At 62.4% G+C, this 18,159-nt stretch carries 14 protein-coding genes, 1 tRNA gene and 1 pseudogene; all 16 read right to left on the bottom strand.

The window, feature by feature from the left end:
* On the bottom strand, nucleotides 1-557 hold a 557-nt coding region (locus C5L14_RS29775), incomplete at its 3' end, for a GTP-binding protein (RefSeq protein WP_146127041.1).
* 54 nt (nucleotides 558-611) lie between these two features.
* On the bottom strand, nucleotides 612-2,687 hold the full coding sequence (fusA, locus tag C5L14_RS29770) for an elongation factor G (RefSeq protein WP_105865689.1): 2,076 nt from the start codon (nucleotides 2,685-2,687) through the stop codon (nucleotides 612-614).
* A gap of 28 nt (nucleotides 2,688-2,715) precedes the next feature.
* Nucleotides 2,716-3,186 carry a 30S ribosomal protein S7 gene (gene rpsG / locus C5L14_RS29765; RefSeq protein WP_105865688.1) on the bottom strand — a complete coding sequence of 157 codons (471 nt, stop codon included), beginning with the start codon at nucleotides 3,184-3,186 and terminating at the stop codon, nucleotides 2,716-2,718.
* Between the two features lie 14 nt (nucleotides 3,187-3,200).
* On the bottom strand, nucleotides 3,201-3,572 hold the full coding sequence (gene rpsL, locus C5L14_RS29760; protein ID WP_068299562.1) for a 30S ribosomal protein S12: 372 nt from the start codon (nucleotides 3,570-3,572) through the stop codon (nucleotides 3,201-3,203).
* A 482-nt stretch (nucleotides 3,573-4,054) separates the two neighbouring features.
* A complete protein-coding gene (gene rpoC / locus C5L14_RS29755; RefSeq protein ID WP_105865687.1) occupies nucleotides 4,055-8,248 on the bottom strand; it encodes a DNA-directed RNA polymerase subunit beta' in 4,194 nt (1,397 codons plus the stop codon).
* 134 nt (nucleotides 8,249-8,382) lie between these two features.
* A complete protein-coding gene (gene rpoB / locus C5L14_RS29750) occupies nucleotides 8,383-12,504 on the bottom strand; it encodes a DNA-directed RNA polymerase subunit beta (RefSeq protein WP_105865686.1) in 4,122 nt (1,373 codons plus the stop codon).
* A 329-nt stretch (nucleotides 12,505-12,833) separates the two neighbouring features.
* A complete protein-coding gene (gene rplL, locus C5L14_RS29745; RefSeq protein ID WP_105865685.1) occupies nucleotides 12,834-13,214 on the bottom strand; it encodes a 50S ribosomal protein L7/L12 in 381 nt (126 codons plus the stop codon).
* A gap of 54 nt (nucleotides 13,215-13,268) precedes the next feature.
* The gene (rplJ, locus tag C5L14_RS29740) at nucleotides 13,269-13,787 is read right to left on the bottom strand and encodes a 50S ribosomal protein L10 (RefSeq protein WP_105865691.1); all 519 of its coding nucleotides are present in this window, start codon (nucleotides 13,785-13,787) and stop codon (nucleotides 13,269-13,271) included.
* Nucleotides 13,788-14,407: 620 nt separating this feature from the next.
* Nucleotides 14,408-14,803: a hypothetical protein gene (locus tag C5L14_RS29735; protein ID WP_105865684.1), complete on the bottom strand. Its 396-nt coding sequence runs from the start codon at nucleotides 14,801-14,803 to the stop codon at nucleotides 14,408-14,410.
* A gap of 197 nt (nucleotides 14,804-15,000) precedes the next feature.
* Nucleotides 15,001-15,699, bottom strand: coding sequence for a 50S ribosomal protein L1 (gene rplA, locus C5L14_RS29730; protein WP_105865690.1), 699 nt, complete (start codon nucleotides 15,697-15,699; stop codon nucleotides 15,001-15,003).
* 4 nt (nucleotides 15,700-15,703) lie between these two features.
* Nucleotides 15,704-16,135 (bottom strand): 50S ribosomal protein L11, encoded by a 432-nt coding sequence (gene rplK, locus C5L14_RS29725; protein ID WP_105865683.1) that lies wholly within the window; start codon nucleotides 16,133-16,135, stop codon nucleotides 15,704-15,706.
* 137 nt (nucleotides 16,136-16,272) lie between these two features.
* On the bottom strand, nucleotides 16,273-16,806 hold the full coding sequence (gene nusG / locus C5L14_RS29720; RefSeq protein ID WP_068297490.1) for a transcription termination/antitermination protein NusG: 534 nt from the start codon (nucleotides 16,804-16,806) through the stop codon (nucleotides 16,273-16,275).
* Nucleotides 16,807-16,817: 11 nt separating this feature from the next.
* The gene (secE, locus tag C5L14_RS29715) at nucleotides 16,818-17,015 is read right to left on the bottom strand and encodes a preprotein translocase subunit SecE (protein ID WP_105865682.1); all 198 of its coding nucleotides are present in this window, start codon (nucleotides 17,013-17,015) and stop codon (nucleotides 16,818-16,820) included.
* 283 nt (nucleotides 17,016-17,298) lie between these two features.
* Nucleotides 17,299-17,374, bottom strand: a tRNA-Trp gene (locus tag C5L14_RS29710).
* Nucleotides 17,375-17,619: 245 nt separating this feature from the next.
* The gene (locus tag C5L14_RS29705; protein ID WP_105865681.1) at nucleotides 17,620-17,940 is read right to left on the bottom strand and encodes a YbjQ family protein; all 321 of its coding nucleotides are present in this window, start codon (nucleotides 17,938-17,940) and stop codon (nucleotides 17,620-17,622) included.
* A gap of 93 nt (nucleotides 17,941-18,033) precedes the next feature.
* Nucleotides 18,034-18,159 (bottom strand): annotated as a pseudogene (tuf, locus tag C5L14_RS29700) (elongation factor Tu); the annotation flags it as partial.

Raw genomic sequence — 18,159 nt, 5'->3', positions numbered from 1 at the left:
ATCTCCGGAGACTTGTTCTCCAGCGCCATCAGCGCAGAACCCTTGGTGATCGGAATGTCGTCGCCGGGGAACTCGTACTTCGACAGAAGCTCGCGAACCTCCAGCTCGACCAGCTCCAGAAGCTCCGGATCGTCGACCATGTCGACCTTGTTCAGGAACACCACCAGCGCCGGAACGCCGACCTGGCGCGCCAGAAGGATGTGCTCGCGCGTCTGCGGCATCGGGCCGTCAGCCGCCGAAACAACCAGGATCGCGCCGTCCATCTGCGCCGCGCCCGTGATCATGTTCTTCACATAGTCGGCGTGGCCGGGGCAGTCCACATGCGCATAGTGACGGTTCTTCGTCTCGTACTCCACATGCGCCGTCGAGATCGTGATGCCACGAGCCTTCTCTTCCGGAGCCTTGTCGATCTGGTCATACGCCGTGAACGTCGCACCGCCCGTCTCGGCAAGAACCTTCGTGATCGCCGCCGTCAGCGACGTCTTGCCATGGTCAACGTGACCAATCGTGCCGATGTTGCAGTGCGGCTTCGTGCGTTCAAATTTCTCTTTGGCCATCGGGGCCTCCTTCACCTGTCGCCGAAACGGCGGATGAAACTCAAATCAAAGGGATCAGGCGTATTTCGCCTGGATTTCAGCAGCGACGTTGGACGGCGCCTGTTCGTAATGATCGAACTGCATCGTGTAGCTGGCGCGGCCCTGGGTGAAGGAGCGCAGCTGGTTGACGTAGCCGAACATATTCATGAGCGGAACCATGGCGTTCACGACATTCGCGTTGCCGCGCATGTCCTGGCCCTGGATCTGTCCACGCCGGGAGTTGAGATCGCCGATGACCGAGCCGGTATATTCTTCCGGAGTCACGACCTCGACCTTCATGATCGGCTCGAGCAGAACCGAACCGCCCTTCTGAAGGGCTTCACGGAAGGCCGCACGCGAGGCGATTTCGAAGGCGAGCGCCGACGAGTCGACTTCGTGGAAGGCACCGTCGATCAGCGTGACCTTGACGTCGACGACCGGGAAGCCGGCAACGATGCCAGCACCCAGAACCGACTGGAGGCCCTTTTCGACGCCGGGGATATATTCCTTCGGCACCGCGCCGCCGATGATCTTCGATTCGAACTCGAAGCCCTTGCCGGCTTCGTTCGGCTCGACGATGAACTTGACGCGAGCGAACTGGCCGGTACCACCGGTCTGCTTCTTGTGGGTGTAGTCGATTTCGGCCTGCTTGGTGATCTTCTCGCGGAAGGCCACCTGCGGCGCGCCGACATTGACCTCGACCTTATGGGTACGACGCAGGATGTCGACCTTGATGTCGAGATGAAGTTCGCCCATGCCCTTGATGATGGTCTGGCCGGACTCCTGATCGGTCGACACGCGGAAGGACGGATCTTCCGAGGCGAGCTTGATCAGCGCAAGCGCCATCTTTTCCTGGTCGCCCTTGGTCTTGGGCTCGATCGCCATCTCGATGACGGGCTCGGGGAACTCCATGCGCTCCAGGATGACCGGATGCGCGGGATCGCACAGCGTGTCGCCGGTGCGGGTATCCTTGAGGCCGACCAGGGCGACGATGTCACCGGCATAGGCTTCCGAGATTTCCTCGCGATTGTTGGCGTGCATGAGCACCATGCGGCCGACACGCTCGCTCTTCTCGCGGCTGGAGTTGAGTAGGGACATGCCCTTCTCGAGCTTGCCGGAATAGATGCGGCAGAAGGTCAGGACGCCATACTGGTCGTCCATGATCTTGAAGCCGAGCAGCGACAGCGGCTCGGAGTCCGAGGACTTGCGCTCGACTTCCGCCTCGGTCTTGGGATCGATGCCCTTGATGGCAGGCACGTCGACCGGCGACGGCAGATAATCGACCACCGCGTCAAGAAGCGTCTGCACGCCCTTGTTCTTGAAGGCGGAACCAGCAAGCACCGGGTAGAAGGCGCCGGTGAGGACGGCCTTGCGGATGAGACGCTTCAGCGTCGCTTCGTCCGGCTCCTGGCCGTCGAAGAAGGCGGCGAGAGCGTCGTCATCGAGTTCCACAGCAGCTTCGATCAGCGTGTTGCGGTATTCGTTCGCCTTCTCGACCATGTCTTCCGGGATCGGAAGGTTGGCATCGAACTCGGCGCCCAGCGATTCACCCGACCAGATCACGGCCTTCATGCGAACGAGGTCGATCACGCCCTTGAAGTTCGACTCCGAACCGATCGGCAGCTGAATGGCGATCGGCTTGGCGCCAAGGCGCTTCACGATGTCGTCCAGGCACTTGTAGAAGTCGGCGCCCGTCTTATCCATCTTGTTGGCGAAGACGATGCGCGGGACCTTGTACTTGTCGCCCTGGCGCCAGACAGTCTCGGTCTGGGGTTCGACGCCCTGGTTCGAGTCGAGCACGCACACCGCACCGTCGAGCACGCGCAGCGAACGCTCGACTTCGATGGTGAAGTCGACGTGGCCGGGAGTGTCGATGATGTTCAGGCGCTTGCCCTGCCAGAAAGCGGTCGTCGCGGCGGACGTAATGGTGATGCCGCGTTCCTGCTCCTGGGTCATGAAGTCCATCGTGGCGGCGCCGTCATGGACTTCGCCGATCTTGTGGGACTTGCCGGTGTAGTAAAGGATCCGCTCGGTCGTCGTGGTCTTACCGGCGTCGATGTGCGCCATAATACCAAAGTTGCGGTAGTCCTCGATCGCGTGCGTACGGGCCATCGTATGATCCTCGATCCTGCTTCCAGCCTTACCAGCGGTAATGCGAGAAGGCGCGGTTGGCCTCGGCCATCCGGTGCGTGTCTTCGCGTTTCTTCACGGCGTTGCCGCGATTGTTGGAGGCGTCCAGCAGCTCGCCCGACAGCTTCTCTTCCATGGTCTTCTCGTTGCGGTTACGAGCCGCGCTGAGGATCCAACGGATGGCGAGAGCCTGGCGGCGCTCCGGACGAACTTCTACCGGGACCTGATAGGTCGCACCACCGACACGGCGGGAACGAACCTCGATCGCCGGAGCGACATTCGACAAGGCCGCCTGGAACACCGTGATCGGGCTCTGCTTGGCCTTGGCTTCAATGGTGTCGAAAGCGTCGTAGACGATCTTTTCGGCAACCGACTTCTTGCCATCATACATGATGGCATTCATGAACTTGGTCACGACGAGATCACCGAACTTCGGATCCGGAATGATCTCACGCTTTTCTGCACGATGGCGACGGGACATGGTGAAATCTTCCCTTACTTCGGACGCTTCGCGCCGTACTTCGAACGGCGCTGCTTACGGTTCTTGACACCCTGGGTATCGAGGACACCGCGGAGAATGTGATAGCGGACGCCGGGCAAGTCCTTCACGCGGCCGCCGCGGATCATGACCACGGAATGCTCCTGAAGGTTATGGCCTTCGCCGGGAATGTAGCCGATGACCTCGAAGCCATTGGTGAGACGCACCTTGGCAACCTTACGCAAAGCCGAGTTCGGCTTCTTCGGGGTCGTCGTATACACGCGAGTGCACACACCGCGCTTCTGCGGGCATGCTTCCAGGTGGCGCGCCTTCTCGCGATACACTTTCGGTTCGCGCGGCTTGCGGATCAGCTGGCTAATGGTTGGCATCGTTCGCCCTTCAACATCGATTAGTACGCCCTTACGAACGCACTGCTTTGCCCTGCGTGAGCATCCACGCAAAACGAAACCGCGCCAGCTTCCCTTTTGGGGGATGCAAGCGCGACACCCACAGAGGATCGCAACGCGGGGCGCAACGATCATGACCGGAACTGTGTCTGGTAGTCCGGAGGCAGCGTTTAAGAACTCAGTTCCGCGTCTCGTCGACTGCAGGAACAATACGTCTTACGGCCCGCCCTGAAAGTGAGGTGGTCTTTAACTGCCGACTCGCCTCCCGTCAAGCACGAAGCGTGTCAAAATTGCCAATAGGTGCGGTTTTCGAGCCGATAGGACCTTCTGCATAGCCCCTTTGCCGTTTTGCATGGCTTCGGGTTCGAGGGAGCCCTCCCCCGCGACTTGAACATGACCCCATCACAGACAAAAGGGCGGCCCTCGCGAGCCGCCCTTCCATTCAACCGCTCGGTTGAATTTTCTTATTCCGCCGCCGGTAGAGCCACGACTTCGGCATCGCCGGCCGGTGTGCCGGCCTCAGCCTGCTTCTGCTGCAGGATGAGGTCGTCGCGGCGCTTGGCGATCTCGCGGACCCGCGCGATCTGGGCGCCGGTGCCGGCCGGGATGAGACGGCCGACGATGACGTTCTCCTTGAGGCCCTCCAGCGTATCCGACTTGCCGTTGACGGCAGCTTCGGTAAGCACGCGGGTGGTCTCCTGGAACGAGGCGGCCGAGATGAACGAACGCGTCTGCAGCGAGGCCTTGGTGATGCCGAGCAGCACCGGGTGGCCGGCCGCAGGCTTGCGCCCTTCTTCGACAGCCTTGAGGTTGGCTGCGTCGAACTCGATGCGATCGACTTGCTCGCTGGGCAGGAACTCGGTCTCACCGGCGTCGGTGATCTCGATCTTCTGCAGCATCTGCCGGACGATCACTTCGATGTGCTTGTCGTTAATCTGCACGCCCTGCAGACGGTAGACTTCCTGGATTTCGTTGACCAGGTAGGCCGCCAGTTCCTCGACGCCCTTGACCGCCAGAATGTCATGCGGAGCCGGGTTGCCGTCGACGATGAAGTCACCCTTCTCCACGACGTCGCCGTCCTGGAGATGGATGTGCTTGCCCTTCGGGATCAGATATTCGACCGGCTCCTGATCAGCCTCATGCGGCTGGATCACGAGACGACGCTTGTTCTTGTAGTCGCGGCCGAACTGGATCGTACCGGTGATCTCGGCGATGATGGCCGCATCCTTCGGACGACGCGCCTCGAACAGCTCCGCCACGCGCGGCAGACCGCCCGTGATGTCGCGGGTCTTGGCGCTTTCCAGCGGCACGCGGGCGATGACGTCGCCTGCGTTCACCTTCGAGCCCGGATCGACCGAGATGACGGATTCCGCCGCCAGGAAGTAGCGGGCGTCACCGCCGCGCGACAGCTTGGCGATCTTGCCGTCGGCACCCTTGATCACCAGGGCCGGACGCAGATCCGCCGACCGGCTCGACGTCCGCCAGTCGGAGACGACGCGCTTGGTGATGCCGGTCGACTCGTCGGCGCTCTCGTTGACCGAGATGCCGTCGACCAGATCCTCGTAGCCGATCACGCCGTCGAGTTCGGTGATCACCGGGCGGGTATAGGGATCCCACTCGGCAATGCGCTGGCCGCGCTTGATCTTGTCGCCGTCGTCCACCTTGATGCGGGCACCATAGGGGACGCGGTTGACCGAGCGCTCCGTGCCGTCATGGTCAAGGACCACGACTGCCAGGTTGCGGGCCATGGCGATCAGCTCGCCTTCCGAATTGCGCACGACGTTGCGGTTACGGATCTTGACCGTACCCTCGAAGGTCGACTCGATGTTCGACTGCTCGTTGATCTGCGCCGCGCCGCCGATGTGGAAGGTACGCATCGTGAGCTGCGTGCCCGGTTCACCGATCGACTGCGCCGCGATGACGCCGACAGCCTCGCCCATGTTGACGCGCGTGCCGCGTGCCAGGTCGCGACCATAGCAGGTGGCGCAGACGCCGTTCTTGGTCTCGCAGGTGAGCACCGAACGGATCTTGATCTCCTGCAGGCCCGAGGCGCTGATCAGGTCGACCGCCTTCTCGTCGATCATCTCTCCCTTCTGCACGATGATGGTGCCGGTGGAGGGATCGGTGATGTTCTCGGCCGCGGTACGGCCGAGGACGCGCACGCCGAGCGACGCCACGACCTGGCCCGCATCGACGATCGCGCGCACGCCGATACCGCCTTCCGAGCCGCAATCGATCTCGGTGATGATCGAGTCCTGGGCCACGTCGACGAGACGACGGGTCAGGTAGCCCGAGTTCGCCGTCTTCAAGGCGGTGTCCGCCAGACCCTTACGGGCACCGTGGGTCGAGTTGAAGTACTCGAGCACGGTCAGGCCTTCCTTGAAGTTCGAGATGATCGGCGTCTCGATGATCTCACCCGACGGCTTGGCCATCAGGCCGCGCATGGCGCCGAGCTGACGCATCTGGGCCGGCGAACCACGAGCCGAGGAGTGCGCCATCATGTAGATGGAGTTGATCGGCTTGTCGCGGCCGCTCTCATCCTTCTTCACCGCCGAAATGCGATCCATCATCTCCTTGGCGAGACGATCGGCGCACTTGGCCCAGGCGTCGACGACCTTGTTGTACTTTTCGCCCTGCGTGATCAGGCCGTCATTGTACTGCTGCTCGTAGTCCTTCGCGAGAGCATCGGTCTCGGCGACGATCTTCCACTTGTTCTCCGGCACGACGATGTCGTCCTTGCCGAAGGAGATGCCGGCCTTGAAGGCGTTGGAGAAGCCGAGTGTCATGATGCGGTCGCAGAAGATGACCGCTTCCTTCTGACCCACGTTACGATAGACGACGTCGATGAGGGCGGAGATCGCCTTCTTCGTCATCAGATTGTTGGCGGCGTCGAAGGGAATCTTCGGATTCTTCGGCAGCAGCTCGGCCAGCTTCACGCGGCCGGGCGTGGTGTCGTAGATCTTGGTGACCTCGTTGCCCTCGGCATCGACGCCCTTCCAGCGCCACTTGATCTTGGAGTGCAGCGTGACGACCTTGTTGTCGAGCGCATGGTCGAGCTCGCCGATATTGCCGAACACCATGCCCTGTCCGGGCTCGCCGTCCGACATCAGGGTCACGTAATAGAGACCGAGCACGACGTCCTGCGACGGCACGATGATCGGCTGACCATTGGCCGGATGCAGGATGTTGTTGGTCGACATCATCAGGACGCGCGCTTCCAGCTGCGCCTCGAGCGACAGCGGGACGTGCACGGCCATCTGGTCACCGTCGAAGTCCGCGTTGAAGGCGGTGCAGACCAGCGGATGCAGCTGGATGGCCTTGCCTTCGATCAGCACCGGCTCGAAGGCCTGAATGCCGAGGCGGTGCAACGTCGGAGCGCGGTTGAGCAGCACCGGATGCTCGCGGATGACCTCGTCGAGGATATCCCAGACTTCCGGCTTTTCCTTCTCGACCAGCTTCTTGGCCTGCTTGACGGTGGCCGACAGGCCCTTGGCGTCGAGGCGCGAATATATGAAGGGCTTGAACAGCTCCAGCGCCATCTTCTTGGGCAGGCCGCACTGATGCAGCTTCAGCTCGGGACCGACGACGATCACCGAACGGCCGGAATAGTCGACGCGCTTGCCGAGCAGGTTCTGCCGGAAGCGGCCCTGCTTGCCCTTCAGCATGTCGGACAGCGACTTCAGCGGACGCTTGTTGGCGCCCGTGATGACGCGGCCGCGGCGGCCGTTGTCGAACAGCGCGTCCACAGCTTCCTGCAGCATGCGCTTTTCGTTGCGGATGATGATGTCAGGCGCACGCAGCTCGATCAGCCGCTTCAGGCGGTTGTTGCGGTTGATGACGCGGCGGTAGAGATCGTTGAGATCCGAGGTCGCGAAGCGGCCGCCGTCGAGCGGCACGAGCGGACGCAGATCCGGCGGGATCACCGGAACGGCGGTCAGGATCATCCATTCGGGCTTGTTGCCGGACTGGATGAAGGCCTCGATGATCTTCAGGCGCTTGGCGAGCTTCTTGGGCTTGAGCTCCGAGGTGGACTCGGCGATCTCGATGCGCAGGTCCGCCGCGATCTTCTCCAGATCCATGGCGCGCAGCATCTCGCGGATGGCTTCGGCGCCGATCATGGCGGTGAACGAGTCCTCGCCATATTCGTCCTGGGCGCGCGCATACTCGTCCTCGGAGAGGAGCTGACGCTCCTTCAGCGGGGTGAGGCCGGGCTCGATCACCACGTAATATTCGAAGTACAGGATGCGCTCGAGATCCTTGAGCGTCATATCCATCAGCAGGCCGATGCGGCTCGGCAGCGACTTCAGGAACCAGATATGGGCGACGGGCGCGGCGAGCTCGATATGGCCCATGCGCTCGCGGCGGACGCGCGAGAGCGTGACTTCCACGCCGCACTTCTCGCAGATGACGCCCTTGTACTTCATGCGCTTGTACTTGCCGCACAAGCATTCGTAGTCCTTGATCGGTCCGAAGATGCGCGCGCAGAACAAGCCGTCACGCTCGGGCTTGAACGTGCGGTAATTGATGGTTTCCGGCTTCTTGATCTCGCCGTAGGACCAGGAAAGAATCTTTTCCGGCGAAGCAATCGAGATCTTGATCTGATCAAAGGTCTGCGGCTGCGCTACGGGATTGAAGAGATTCATGACCTCTTGGTTCATGGCCGTCTCCAGGTTTGCGCTAAGGCGGGGCCAACGCCCCTGCCCGCGCGGATAAAAATGGGGGGCGGGTCTTCAGACCCGCCTCATTCGCGGCACGGTCGCGGCGGGCCCATAGACCCGCCTCCCGGGCAGTGTCACTCGGCAGCCTCGGCCGGCGGCAGCATCTGATCGGCGTTGCGCAGGCCGGTGAGCTCGACGTTGAGCCCCAGCGACCGCATTTCCTTGACCAGAACGTTGAACGATTCCGGAATGCCCGCCTCGAAGGTGTCGTCGCCGCGCACGATGGCCTCGTAGACCTTGGTACGGCCGGCCACGTCGTCCGACTTGACGGTGAGCATCTCCTGCAGCGTGTAGGCGGCGCCATAGGCTTCGAGGGCCCACACCTCCATTTCGCCGAAGCGCTGGCCGCCGAACTGCGCCTTGCCACCCAGCGGCTGCTGCGTGACCAGCGAGTACGGACCGATCGAACGGGCGTGGATCTTGTCGTCGACCAGATGGTGCAGCTTCAGCATATAGATGTAGCCGACTGTCACCTTGCGGTCGAAGGGGTTGCCCGTGCGCCCGTCATACAGCTGCACCTGGCCCGAAGCGTCATGGCCAGCCATCTTGAGGAAGTCGACGATGTCGCTTTCCTTGGCACCGTCGAAGACCGGGGTCGCGATCGGCACGCCGCGGCGAAGCGTCGAGGACATGTCGACGAGCTCACGCTCATCCATGGACTCGATTTCCTCGTTGTTGCCGTAGATGCGCTCGAGCGTATTCTTGAGCTGGCTGGCTCCCTTGCCCTTCTTGTAGGCATCGATGGCCTGGCCGACGAGCTTGCCGAGGCCGGCAGCCGCCCAACCCAGATGGGTTTCGAGAATCTGACCGACATTCATGCGGCTCGGCACGCCGAGCGGGTTGAGCACGATGTCGACCGGAGTGCCATCCTCGAGGAAGGGCATATCTTCGATCGGCATGATGCGCGAAACCACGCCCTTGTTGCCGTGACGGCCAGCCATCTTGTCGCCCGGCTGGATCTTGCGCTTCACGGCGACGAAGACCTTGACCATCTTCATCACGCCGGGCGGCAGTTCGTCGCCGCGCTGCAGCTTCTCGACCTTGTCCAGGAAGCGCTGTTCGAGACGTTTCTTGGATTCGTCGTACTGCTTGCGCATGGCCTCGACTTCGCCCATCAGAGCGTCGTCGGCCACGGCGAAGTTCCACCACTGCGAGCGCGGATACTCCTGCATCACGTCGGCAGTGAGCACCGTCTCCTTCTTGAAGCCCTTCGGCCCGCCGATCGCCGCCTTGCCTTCCAGCATCTCGACGAGACGCTGATAGACGTTGCGGTCGAGGATCGCCTGCTCGTCGTCGCGGTCCTTGGCCAGGCGCTCGATCTCCTCGCGCTCGATCGCCTGGGCGCGCTCGTCCTTGTCGACGCCGTGGCGGTTGAACACGCGCACTTCGACGATGGTGCCGGTGACCCCCGGGGGCACGCGCAGCGAGGTGTCGCGCACGTCGGAAGCCTTCTCGCCGAAGATGGCGCGCAGGAGCTTTTCTTCCGGCGTCATCGGGCTCTCGCCCTTCGGCGTGATCTTGCCGACCAGGATGTCGCCCGCCTGCACTTCGGCACCGATATAGACGATACCGGCTTCGTCCAGGTTCTTCAGCGCTTCTTCCGAGACGTTCGGGATGTCGCGCGTGATTTCTTCCGGACCCAGCTTGGTGTCGCGGGCCATCACTTCGAACTCGTCGATGTGGATCGAGGTGAACACGTCCTCCTTGGCGATGTTCTCGCTGAGCAGGATGGAGTCCTCGAAGTTGTAGCCGTTCCAGGGCATGAAGGCGACGAGAACGTTGCGGCCGAGCGCCAACTCACCGAGCTCGGTCGAAGGACCGTCTGCGATGATGTCGCCCTTCCGGACCACGTCGCCCACGCGCACCAGCGGCTTCTGCGTGATGCAGGTCGACTGGTTGGAGCGCTGGAACTTCATCAGGCGGTAGATGTCGACGCCCGACTGGGTCGGATCGAGATCGGCGGTGGCGCGGATAACGATACGCGTCGCGTCGATCTGGTCGACGATGCCGGTGCGGCGGGCGGCGATCGCGGCGCCCGAGTCACGGGCCACCACGCTCTCCATGCCGGTGCCGACGAAGGGCGCATCGGCGCGCACCAGCGGCACGGCCTGACGCTGCATGTTCGCACCCATCAGCGCGCGGTTGGCGTCGTCATTCTCGATGAAGGGAATGAGGGCCGCGGCGACGGAGACGAGCTGCTTGGGCGACACGTCCATGTAGTCGACGCGATCGGGCGTGACCATGACGTTTTCGCCGGCGTGACGGCAGACTACGAAGTCCTCCGTCAGGCGGCCTTCCTGGTCGACCGGAATGTTGGCCTGGGCGACGTAGTATTTGCCCTCTTCCATCGCCGACAGATAGACAACCTCGGGCGTGACCTTGCTGTCGCGGACGCGACGGTAGGGCGCCTCGATGAAGCCGTACTTGTTGACGCGCGCAAAGGTCGCCAGCGAGTTGATCAGACCGATGTTCGGGCCTTCCGGCGTCTCGATCGGGCAGATGCGGCCATAATGCGTGGGATGCACGTCGCGCACTTCGAAGCCGGCACGCTCGCGGGTCAGACCACCCGGGCCGAGCGCCGACAGGCGGCGCTTGTGGGTGATTTCCGACAGCGGGTTGGTCTGGTCCATGAACTGCGAGAGCTGCGAGGAACCGAAGAACTCGCGCACGGCGGCAGCCGCCGGCTTGGCGTTGATCAGATCCTGCGGCATCACGGTGTCGACGTCGACCGACGACATGCGCTCCTTGATGGCGCGCTCCATGCGCAGCAGGCCGACGCGATACTGATTTTCCATCAGTTCGCCGACCGAGCGCACGCGGCGGTTGCCGAGATGGTCGATGTCGTCGATCTCGCCCTTGCCGTCACGGAGGTCCACCAGCGTCCTGACCACGGCCAGGATGTCCTCCTTGCGCAGAACGCGCACGGTGTCCTCGGCGTCGAGGTCGAGGCGCATGTTCATCTTGACGCGGCCGACCGAGGAAAGGTCGTAGCGCTCGGCATCGAAGAACAGCGACTGGAACATCGCCTCGGCGGAGTCGATGGTCGGCGGCTCGCCCGGACGCATCACGCGGTAGATGTCGAACAGAGCCTCTTCGCGCGAGTTGTTCTTGTCGACCGCCAGCGTGTTGCGGATATAGGCACCCACGGTGACGTGATCGATGTCGAGCACCGGAATCTCATCGAAGCCCTCGTCGCCGAGCAGCTTGAGATTCTTCTCGCTGAGTTCCTCGCCGGCTTCCAGATAGATTTCGCCGGTGTTCAGATTGACGATGTCTTCGGCGACATAACGGCCGATCAGGTCCTCGTCGGTGACACGCAGGGCCTTGAGGCCCTTCTCGGCCAGCGCGCGGGCTGAACGCGCCGTCAGCTTCTTGCCGGACTCGACTACGATCTCGCCGGTATCGGCATCGATGAGGTCGGTGGTCGGCTTGACGCCCTTCAGACGGTTCCAGTCATAGGGAACGCGCCAGCCGTCCTTGTCGCGGACATAGGTGATGGAGTTGTAGAAGGTGCGCAGAATATCCTCGCCGTCCATGCCGAGGGCAAAGAGCAGCGAAGAAACCGGAATCTTGCGGCGGCGGTCGATGCGCGCATGCACGATGTCCTTGGCGTCGAACTCGATGTCGAGCCAGGAACCGCGATAGGGAATGATGCGGGCCGCGAACAGGAGCTTGCCCGACGAATGGGTCTTGCCCTTGTCGTGATCGAAGAACACGCCCGGCGAACGGTGCATCTGGGAGACGATGACGCGCTCGGTGCCGTTGACGATGAAGGTGCCGTTCGAGGTCATGAGCGGCATGTCGCCCATGTAGACATCCTGCTCCTTGATGTCCTTCACGGAGCGGGCACCAGTTTCCTCGTCGACATCGAACACGATCAGGCGCAGCGTCACCTTGAGCGGAGCGGCAAAGGTCATGCCGCGCTGGCGGCACTCGTCGACGTCATACTTCGGCGCTTCGAATTCGTACCGGACGAATTCGAGCATCGCCTTGTTGGAAAAGTCCGAGATCGGGAAGACCGACTTGAAGACGGTCTGCAATCCCTCATCCGTCCGCCCGCCTTCTGGCTCCAAGACCTGCAGAAACTGGTCATAGGAAGCCTTCTGAACCTCGATCAGGTTCGGCATCGTCGCGACTTCGCGGATCTTTCCGAAAAACCGGCGGACGCGCTTGCGGGCATTGGTCGTCTGAGCCATGTGGTCCTCGTCCTTTCAAGCAAGCCCGGCGCCATCGCACCGCTCCTGCAGGCATTTGATTGCGCAGGGAAGATGTGCCTTCCCCACCCGGCGCCGTGCCGCTTGACGCGGGATCGACGCTGAAACTTCCGGCCGGCGTACCCGGCCTTTTCCGTTCTCGTCACGGCAGACCGGAAAATCCCGGGAGGCCCAAGTCCAAAGACCCAAACCTCGAAGATTCTCTGGTCCGCCGTTCCGACGCCCGAGCCAGGTCCAAATGGAGTCCAGCCCAAAACGCCGAAAAGGCCCCGGGGGAAACCCCGGAGCCAGAACGCCTGAAGCAAGCTCTCTTACTTGAGCTCGACCTTGGCGCCGACCTTCTCGAGGGCGGCCTTGATCTTGTCGGCTTCTTCCTTGGCAACGGCTTCCTTGACGGGCTTCGGAGCAGCTTCGACCAGGTCCTTGGCTTCCTTGAGGCCGAGGCCGGTGATCGCGCGGACTTCCTTGATGACCTCGATCTTCTTGTCGCCGGCAGCGGCCAGAACGACGGTGAACTCGGTCTGGGCTTCAGCAGCCGGAGCAGCAGCGCCGCCACCAGCCGGAGCAGCAGCAACGGCGACGGCCGCAGCAGCCGAAACGCCCCACTTCTCTTCCAGGGCCTTGGCGAGGTCGGCAGCCTCAAGCACGGTCAGGCTCGAGAGGTCTTCAACAAGCTTTTCAATCTTGGACATTGTCCATAATCCTTGGTTTTGGTTCGTACCGGTTTAATCGGGTTGCGAACGGCCTTACGCCGCTTCGTCTTGCTTGGCATAGGCTCCGAACACGCGGGCCAGCTTGGCAGCCGGGGCGTTGACGACCTGAGCGATCTTGGTAGCCGGGGCCTGGATGAGGCCGACGAGCTTGGCGCGCAGTTCGTCCAGAGACGGCAAGGTCGCGAGCGCCTTGACACCGTTCTGGTCCAGAGAGGTCTTGCCCATCGCGCCGCCCAGGATCACGAACTTGTCGTGGGCCTTGGCGAAGTCGACGGCGACCTTGGGTGCAGCCACCGGATCGCTCGAATAAGCGATCAGGGTCGGGCCCTTCATGAGGGGCGCGATAGAGGCCACATCCGTGCCATCAAGAGCGATCTTGGCGAGGCGGTTCTTCGCGACCTTCACAGTCGCGCCAGCCTGCTTCATCTGCTTGCGCAGGTTCTGCATCTGGGCGACGGTCAGGCCGGAATAGTGAGCTACGACGACAACCCCAGTGGTCGTGAAGACCTCCTGGAGAAAGCCGATGAACTCCTGCTTTTCCGCTCTTTCCACGTTGCTCTCTCCGGTTGCAGCTTTCCAGAATTCATAGGAAAGCCGACCGTTGCACTTGCCGCCTTCCGGGTGCCGGCGAGCCGGTACCTTGGCGAAGGCGACGCTCGATTGCCTGTCCCTCATCATCACATATGCGTCAAAATGACACAGGCCGTGAGGGCGAGTGAGTCGGATCGAACCAATTCACGAGGCAGCCGCGAGGCGGACACCGAAAACCGGTCTTCCCCGTCTATGCAGGCCAAAAGGAGCGCTTTTGAGGGCCTCTCCCGGCAATTAAGCAGGTTTCCCTGCGCCTGCAGTCTCGGACAGGACATAGCCGAAGAGGTTCGAAAACCTTTACGGCCAGTCTGCCGTCCAAATTGCTTCGGACAGCAAAAATCCCGGGCTGTTTACACATCCCAGGGTCATGAACCTTTGATCAGTTCAGTGAGAAGCGCGATATAGTCCCTCCTGGGCGAATTGCCAAGGGGGAATTTTGCCAATAGGGAATTTTGACGCTGCCTCCCCTTATCCGGCGATCACGCCGCCGGTCGAGCGCATCCTATGTCGAACCATCCCCGCGTTCACCCCAAACGAGGCGTGGGTTTCCAACCATTGGAGAGGCCGGGTTGCGGCTGCTCTCAATCCCGTTCCGCAATCAGCCAGTAAACCAAGCCGCCGAGGAAGCCCGGCAGCGACACCAATGCGCCGATGGCCAGCGTGCCGATATGGGGAGTGCCAAACAGAAAACGCAGGACGCACAGTGCGACGGCGAAGCCGATCACGCCCCCCGCCAAGGCCGACTGATACCAGCGCAGGCGGAGTCCGCCGCTGATGAAGCGCCCGAGCATCAGAGCCGGCAGCCCGGCCAGGAGGACAAAGAGAAAGACCCACCCCCAGATACTCAGAGCCTCGCCCAGACCGATGGAGGGAGGCCGACTCGTGTCGGAAAGGGGCATGCGCATCTGCCACAGGACAGGCGCGACAATCACGCTCACGACGAATGCGGCCGCGCAATAGCCCAGCCCCTTGCGCATCGCTGTCCCTATGTCCCCTCTTCTCTCCTGCATCGAGCGAAAGACCCCGAACCGAGTTTTCTCCGCGGGAGCCCGCGGGCGCCGGTGCCGGTCGGACGGCATTTCCAGTGCTTGCCGGCCGCCGGAAGCAACGCCTCCCGCACCCAAGAGAAAACCCCGCCGAAGCGGGGTTTTCAAGTCGTTCGTTTCGAACCGGATCAGGCGCTGAGCACGCTGGCCGGATCGATCTTCACGCCCGGGCCCATGGTCGAGGACAGGGCGACGCGCTGGACATAGGTACCCTTGGCGCCGGTCGGCTTGGCCTTGACCACGGCATCGGCGAAAGCCTTGATGTTCTCGGCGAGCTTTTCGGCCGAGAACGAAGCCTTGCCGACGGCCCCGTGCACGATGCCGGCCTTCTCGACGCGGAACTCGACGGCGCCGCCCTTCGAAGCCTGCACGGCACCGGTGACGTCCATGGTCACCGTACCGACCTTCGGGTTCGGCATCATGCCGCGCGGGCCGAGCACCTTACCCAGACGGCCGACCAGCGGCATCATGTCGGGGGTGGCGATGCAGCGATCGAACTCGATCTTGCCGCCGTTGACGATCTCGACGAGATCCTCGGCGCCAACCACGTCAGCGCCGGCAGCGCGGGCTTCGTCAGCCTTGGCGCCGCGGGCGAACACGGCCACGCGCAGGGTGCGGCCCGAGCCGTTGGGCAGGTTGCACACGCCGCGGACCATCTGGTCGGCATGGCGGGGGTCGACGCCCAGGTTCATGGCGATCTCGACGGTCTCGTCGAACTTGGCCTTGGCGCGGTCCTTGATCAGGGCCACGGCCTCGTCGAGACCATAAAGCTTGATGCGGTCAATGCCTTCCTTGGCCGCGCGGATACGCTTTCCTTGATGTGCCATCATATCACCCGACGATCTCGAGGCCCATCGACTGGGCGGAACCCTTCACCATGGCCATGGCGGCCTCAACCGTATCGCAGTTGAGATCGGGCAGCTTCTTCTCGGCGATCTCACGGATCTGGGCGATCGTGATCTTGCCAGCCTTGGCGCCCTTGCCGGGGGTCTGCGAACCCGACTTGATGCCGGCAGCTTCCTTGACCCAGTAGGACACCGGGGGAAGCTTCAGTTCGAAGGTGAAGGAACGATCCTGATAGGCCGTGATGATGACCGGGATCGGCATACCCTTGGTCATCTGCGCGGTCTTGGCATTGAAGGCCTTGCAGAATTCCATGATGTTGAGACCGCGCTGACCGAGCGCAGGACCGATGGGCGGCGACGGGTTCGCGGCGCCGGCCGGAACCTGAAGCTTGACGTAGCCCGTAATTTTCTTCGCCATTTGTTGCTCCTATGCGGGTTGCCCCGCGGTTAGTGGCCACCAAGACGATGACCGGAAGCCATCGAACCGATGGCCGGAGTTTCGCGGTTCGGTTCCGCAAGACGGCGATGGCCCTGCTTCCCCTCCCGCGTACGGGATCAGACCTTTTCGACCTGCCCGTATTCGAGTTCGACCGGGGTTGCCCGGCCAAAAATGGAAACCGCCACCTTGAGGCGGGCGCGGCTTTCGTCGACTTCTTCGACGATGCCGTTGAAGGAGGCGAAGGGGCCATCAGCCACCTTGACCTGCTCGCCGACCTCGAAGCTGACGGAAGGCTTGGGACGCTCGACGCCATCGGCGACCTGCCCCTTGATACGCTCGGCCTCGCGGTCGGGAATCGGCACGGGCTTGGCCTTGTCGGCGCCCAGGAAGCCGGTGACCTTCGGCGTGTTCTTGATGAGGTGATGCACCTCATCCGTCAGATCGCACTTCACCAGCACATAGCCGGGGAAGAACTTGCGTTCGGTGTCGACCTTGCGGCCGCGGCGAACCTCGACGACCTTCTCGGTCGGCACCAGGATCTCTTCGAACAGATCGGAAAGCCCACGCTGGGCGACCTGCTCGCGAATCGACTGCGCGACCTTGTTCTCGAAGTTGGAATAGGCGTGAACGATGTACCAGCGCTTGGCCATTATGGATTTCCCTAGCGGCCCAGACTTACGATGAGAGCGACTCCGTGCAGCAGGAACCAATCCGCGACTGCGAAGAAGATCGCCATGAGAACAGTGAAGATGACGACCATGAGGGCCGTGATCATGGTCTCCCGGCGGGTGGGCCAGGTAACCTTGTTCGTTTCATTGCGAACCTGCCGCAAGAACTCCATCGGAGTCGTCTTTGCCATCGTCCTACCGCCTTGACCGAAACAGGATTGTTCCGGCACTCATTTCGAAATCCTGCCTCGCAAATGCAAGACAGAGCCTGAGCGGAGCATGGATGATGCGGAAATGATCCGACCAGCCAGGCCCTGCGACGACTGTGAACCTCGCAGGGTTTGCCATCCGCCCAGCGGGCGTGCAAATCCTGTCCGGCCGTTTTTGCCAACACAAAACCGAGGGTGCGGCCAAGCCCCATCCCCCGGCTTTCATGACAGAGCGAAAAAAGCTGAACGCCTCATCCGCGTAAATTGGCAGGGGCAGCAGGGATCGAACCCGCGACCTACGGTTTTGGAGACCGTCGCTCTACCAGCTGAGCTATACCCCTACGCGTTGCTCGCGCGGCGCCTACATAGCCGCGCAAATGATTTGGCGCAATCCCACAGATGGGGATGACTGTGAAAAATTGCATGCCTCCAGCGGGTGAACGGTCATCCCGCGCGCCGTGCGGCATGCAATGCTGCGCCGCTGACGCGGGACCGCGCTGAAGGCCAGCCTCGTTCCGCTCGCGGTCCCGGATCCGCGCCGCACCACCGGATAGTGCAGCGCATCCGGAATGACATCGCTTTCCGCTCAGACCGGCTCGACGGCCACCGCGGTGCCATAGGCCAGCACCTCGGTGATTCCATCCATGATCTCATTGGCATCGTAGCGCATGGCGATGATGGCGTTGGCGCCCAGCTCCTCGGCGTGGCGCACCAGAAGCTCATAGGCTTCCTGCCGGGCGGTTTCCGCCAGATTGGTATAGACGGACAGCTTGCCGCCGAACACCGACTGGATGGCGCCGCCAATATTGCCGATCACACTGCGCGAACGCACGGTGATGCCCCGCACCACGCCGAAATGCTTCACGACGCGGTAGCCTGGGAGATCATTGGTGGTGACGACGATCATGACCTTTTCCTCGAATGCGGGTGGAGCCACCAATACAAACAAAAACGGCGCAGCCAAGGCTGCGCCGCTTCAACCTCGAGCTTTCGCCCTGGCTTATTCGATGATGGCGGCGACGACGCCGGCGCCGACGGTACGACCGCCTTCACGGATGGCGAAGCGCAGCTTCTCTTCCATGGCGATCGGCACGATCAGGTTCACCGTCATGGCGATGTTGTCGCC

It is taken from the genome of Labrys okinawensis, from assembly GCF_002982075.1.
Taxonomy (GTDB): Bacteria; Pseudomonadota; Alphaproteobacteria; order Rhizobiales; family Labraceae; genus Labrys; species Labrys okinawensis_A.
Note: the sequence above shows the minus strand (reverse complement) of the source record. Positions and strands in the feature narration are given on the sequence as shown.

Bases quoted from the DNA above. Each gene is read 5' to 3' on its own strand.
- fusA (WP_105865689.1), bottom strand. From the start codon at position 2,687: ATGGCCCGTACGCACGCGATCGAGGACTACCGCAACTTTGGTATTATG.
- rpsG (WP_105865688.1), bottom strand. From the start codon at position 3,186: ATGTCCCGTCGCCATCGTGCAGAAAAGCGTGAGATCATTCCGGATCCG.
- rpsL (WP_068299562.1), bottom strand. From the start codon at position 3,572: ATGCCAACCATTAGCCAGCTGATCCGCAAGCCGCGCGAACCGAAAGTG.
- rpoC (WP_105865687.1), bottom strand. From the start codon at position 8,248: ATGAACCAAGAGGTCATGAATCTCTTCAATCCCGTAGCGCAGCCGCAG.
- rpoB (WP_105865686.1), bottom strand. From the start codon at position 12,504: ATGGCTCAGACGACCAATGCCCGCAAGCGCGTCCGCCGGTTTTTCGGA.
- rplL (WP_105865685.1), bottom strand. From the start codon at position 13,214: ATGTCCAAGATTGAAAAGCTTGTTGAAGACCTCTCGAGCCTGACCGTG.
- C5L14_RS29735 (WP_105865684.1), bottom strand. From the start codon at position 14,803: ATGCGCAAGGGGCTGGGCTATTGCGCGGCCGCATTCGTCGTGAGCGTG.
- rplA (WP_105865690.1), bottom strand. From the start codon at position 15,699: ATGGCACATCAAGGAAAGCGTATCCGCGCGGCCAAGGAAGGCATTGAC.
- rplK (WP_105865683.1), bottom strand. From the start codon at position 16,135: ATGGCGAAGAAAATTACGGGCTACGTCAAGCTTCAGGTTCCGGCCGGC.
- nusG (WP_068297490.1), bottom strand. From the start codon at position 16,806: ATGGCCAAGCGCTGGTACATCGTTCACGCCTATTCCAACTTCGAGAAC.
- secE (WP_105865682.1), bottom strand. From the start codon at position 17,015: ATGGCAAAGACGACTCCGATGGAGTTCTTGCGGCAGGTTCGCAATGAA.
- C5L14_RS29705 (WP_105865681.1), bottom strand. From the start codon at position 17,940: ATGATCGTCGTCACCACCAATGATCTCCCAGGCTACCGCGTCGTGAAG.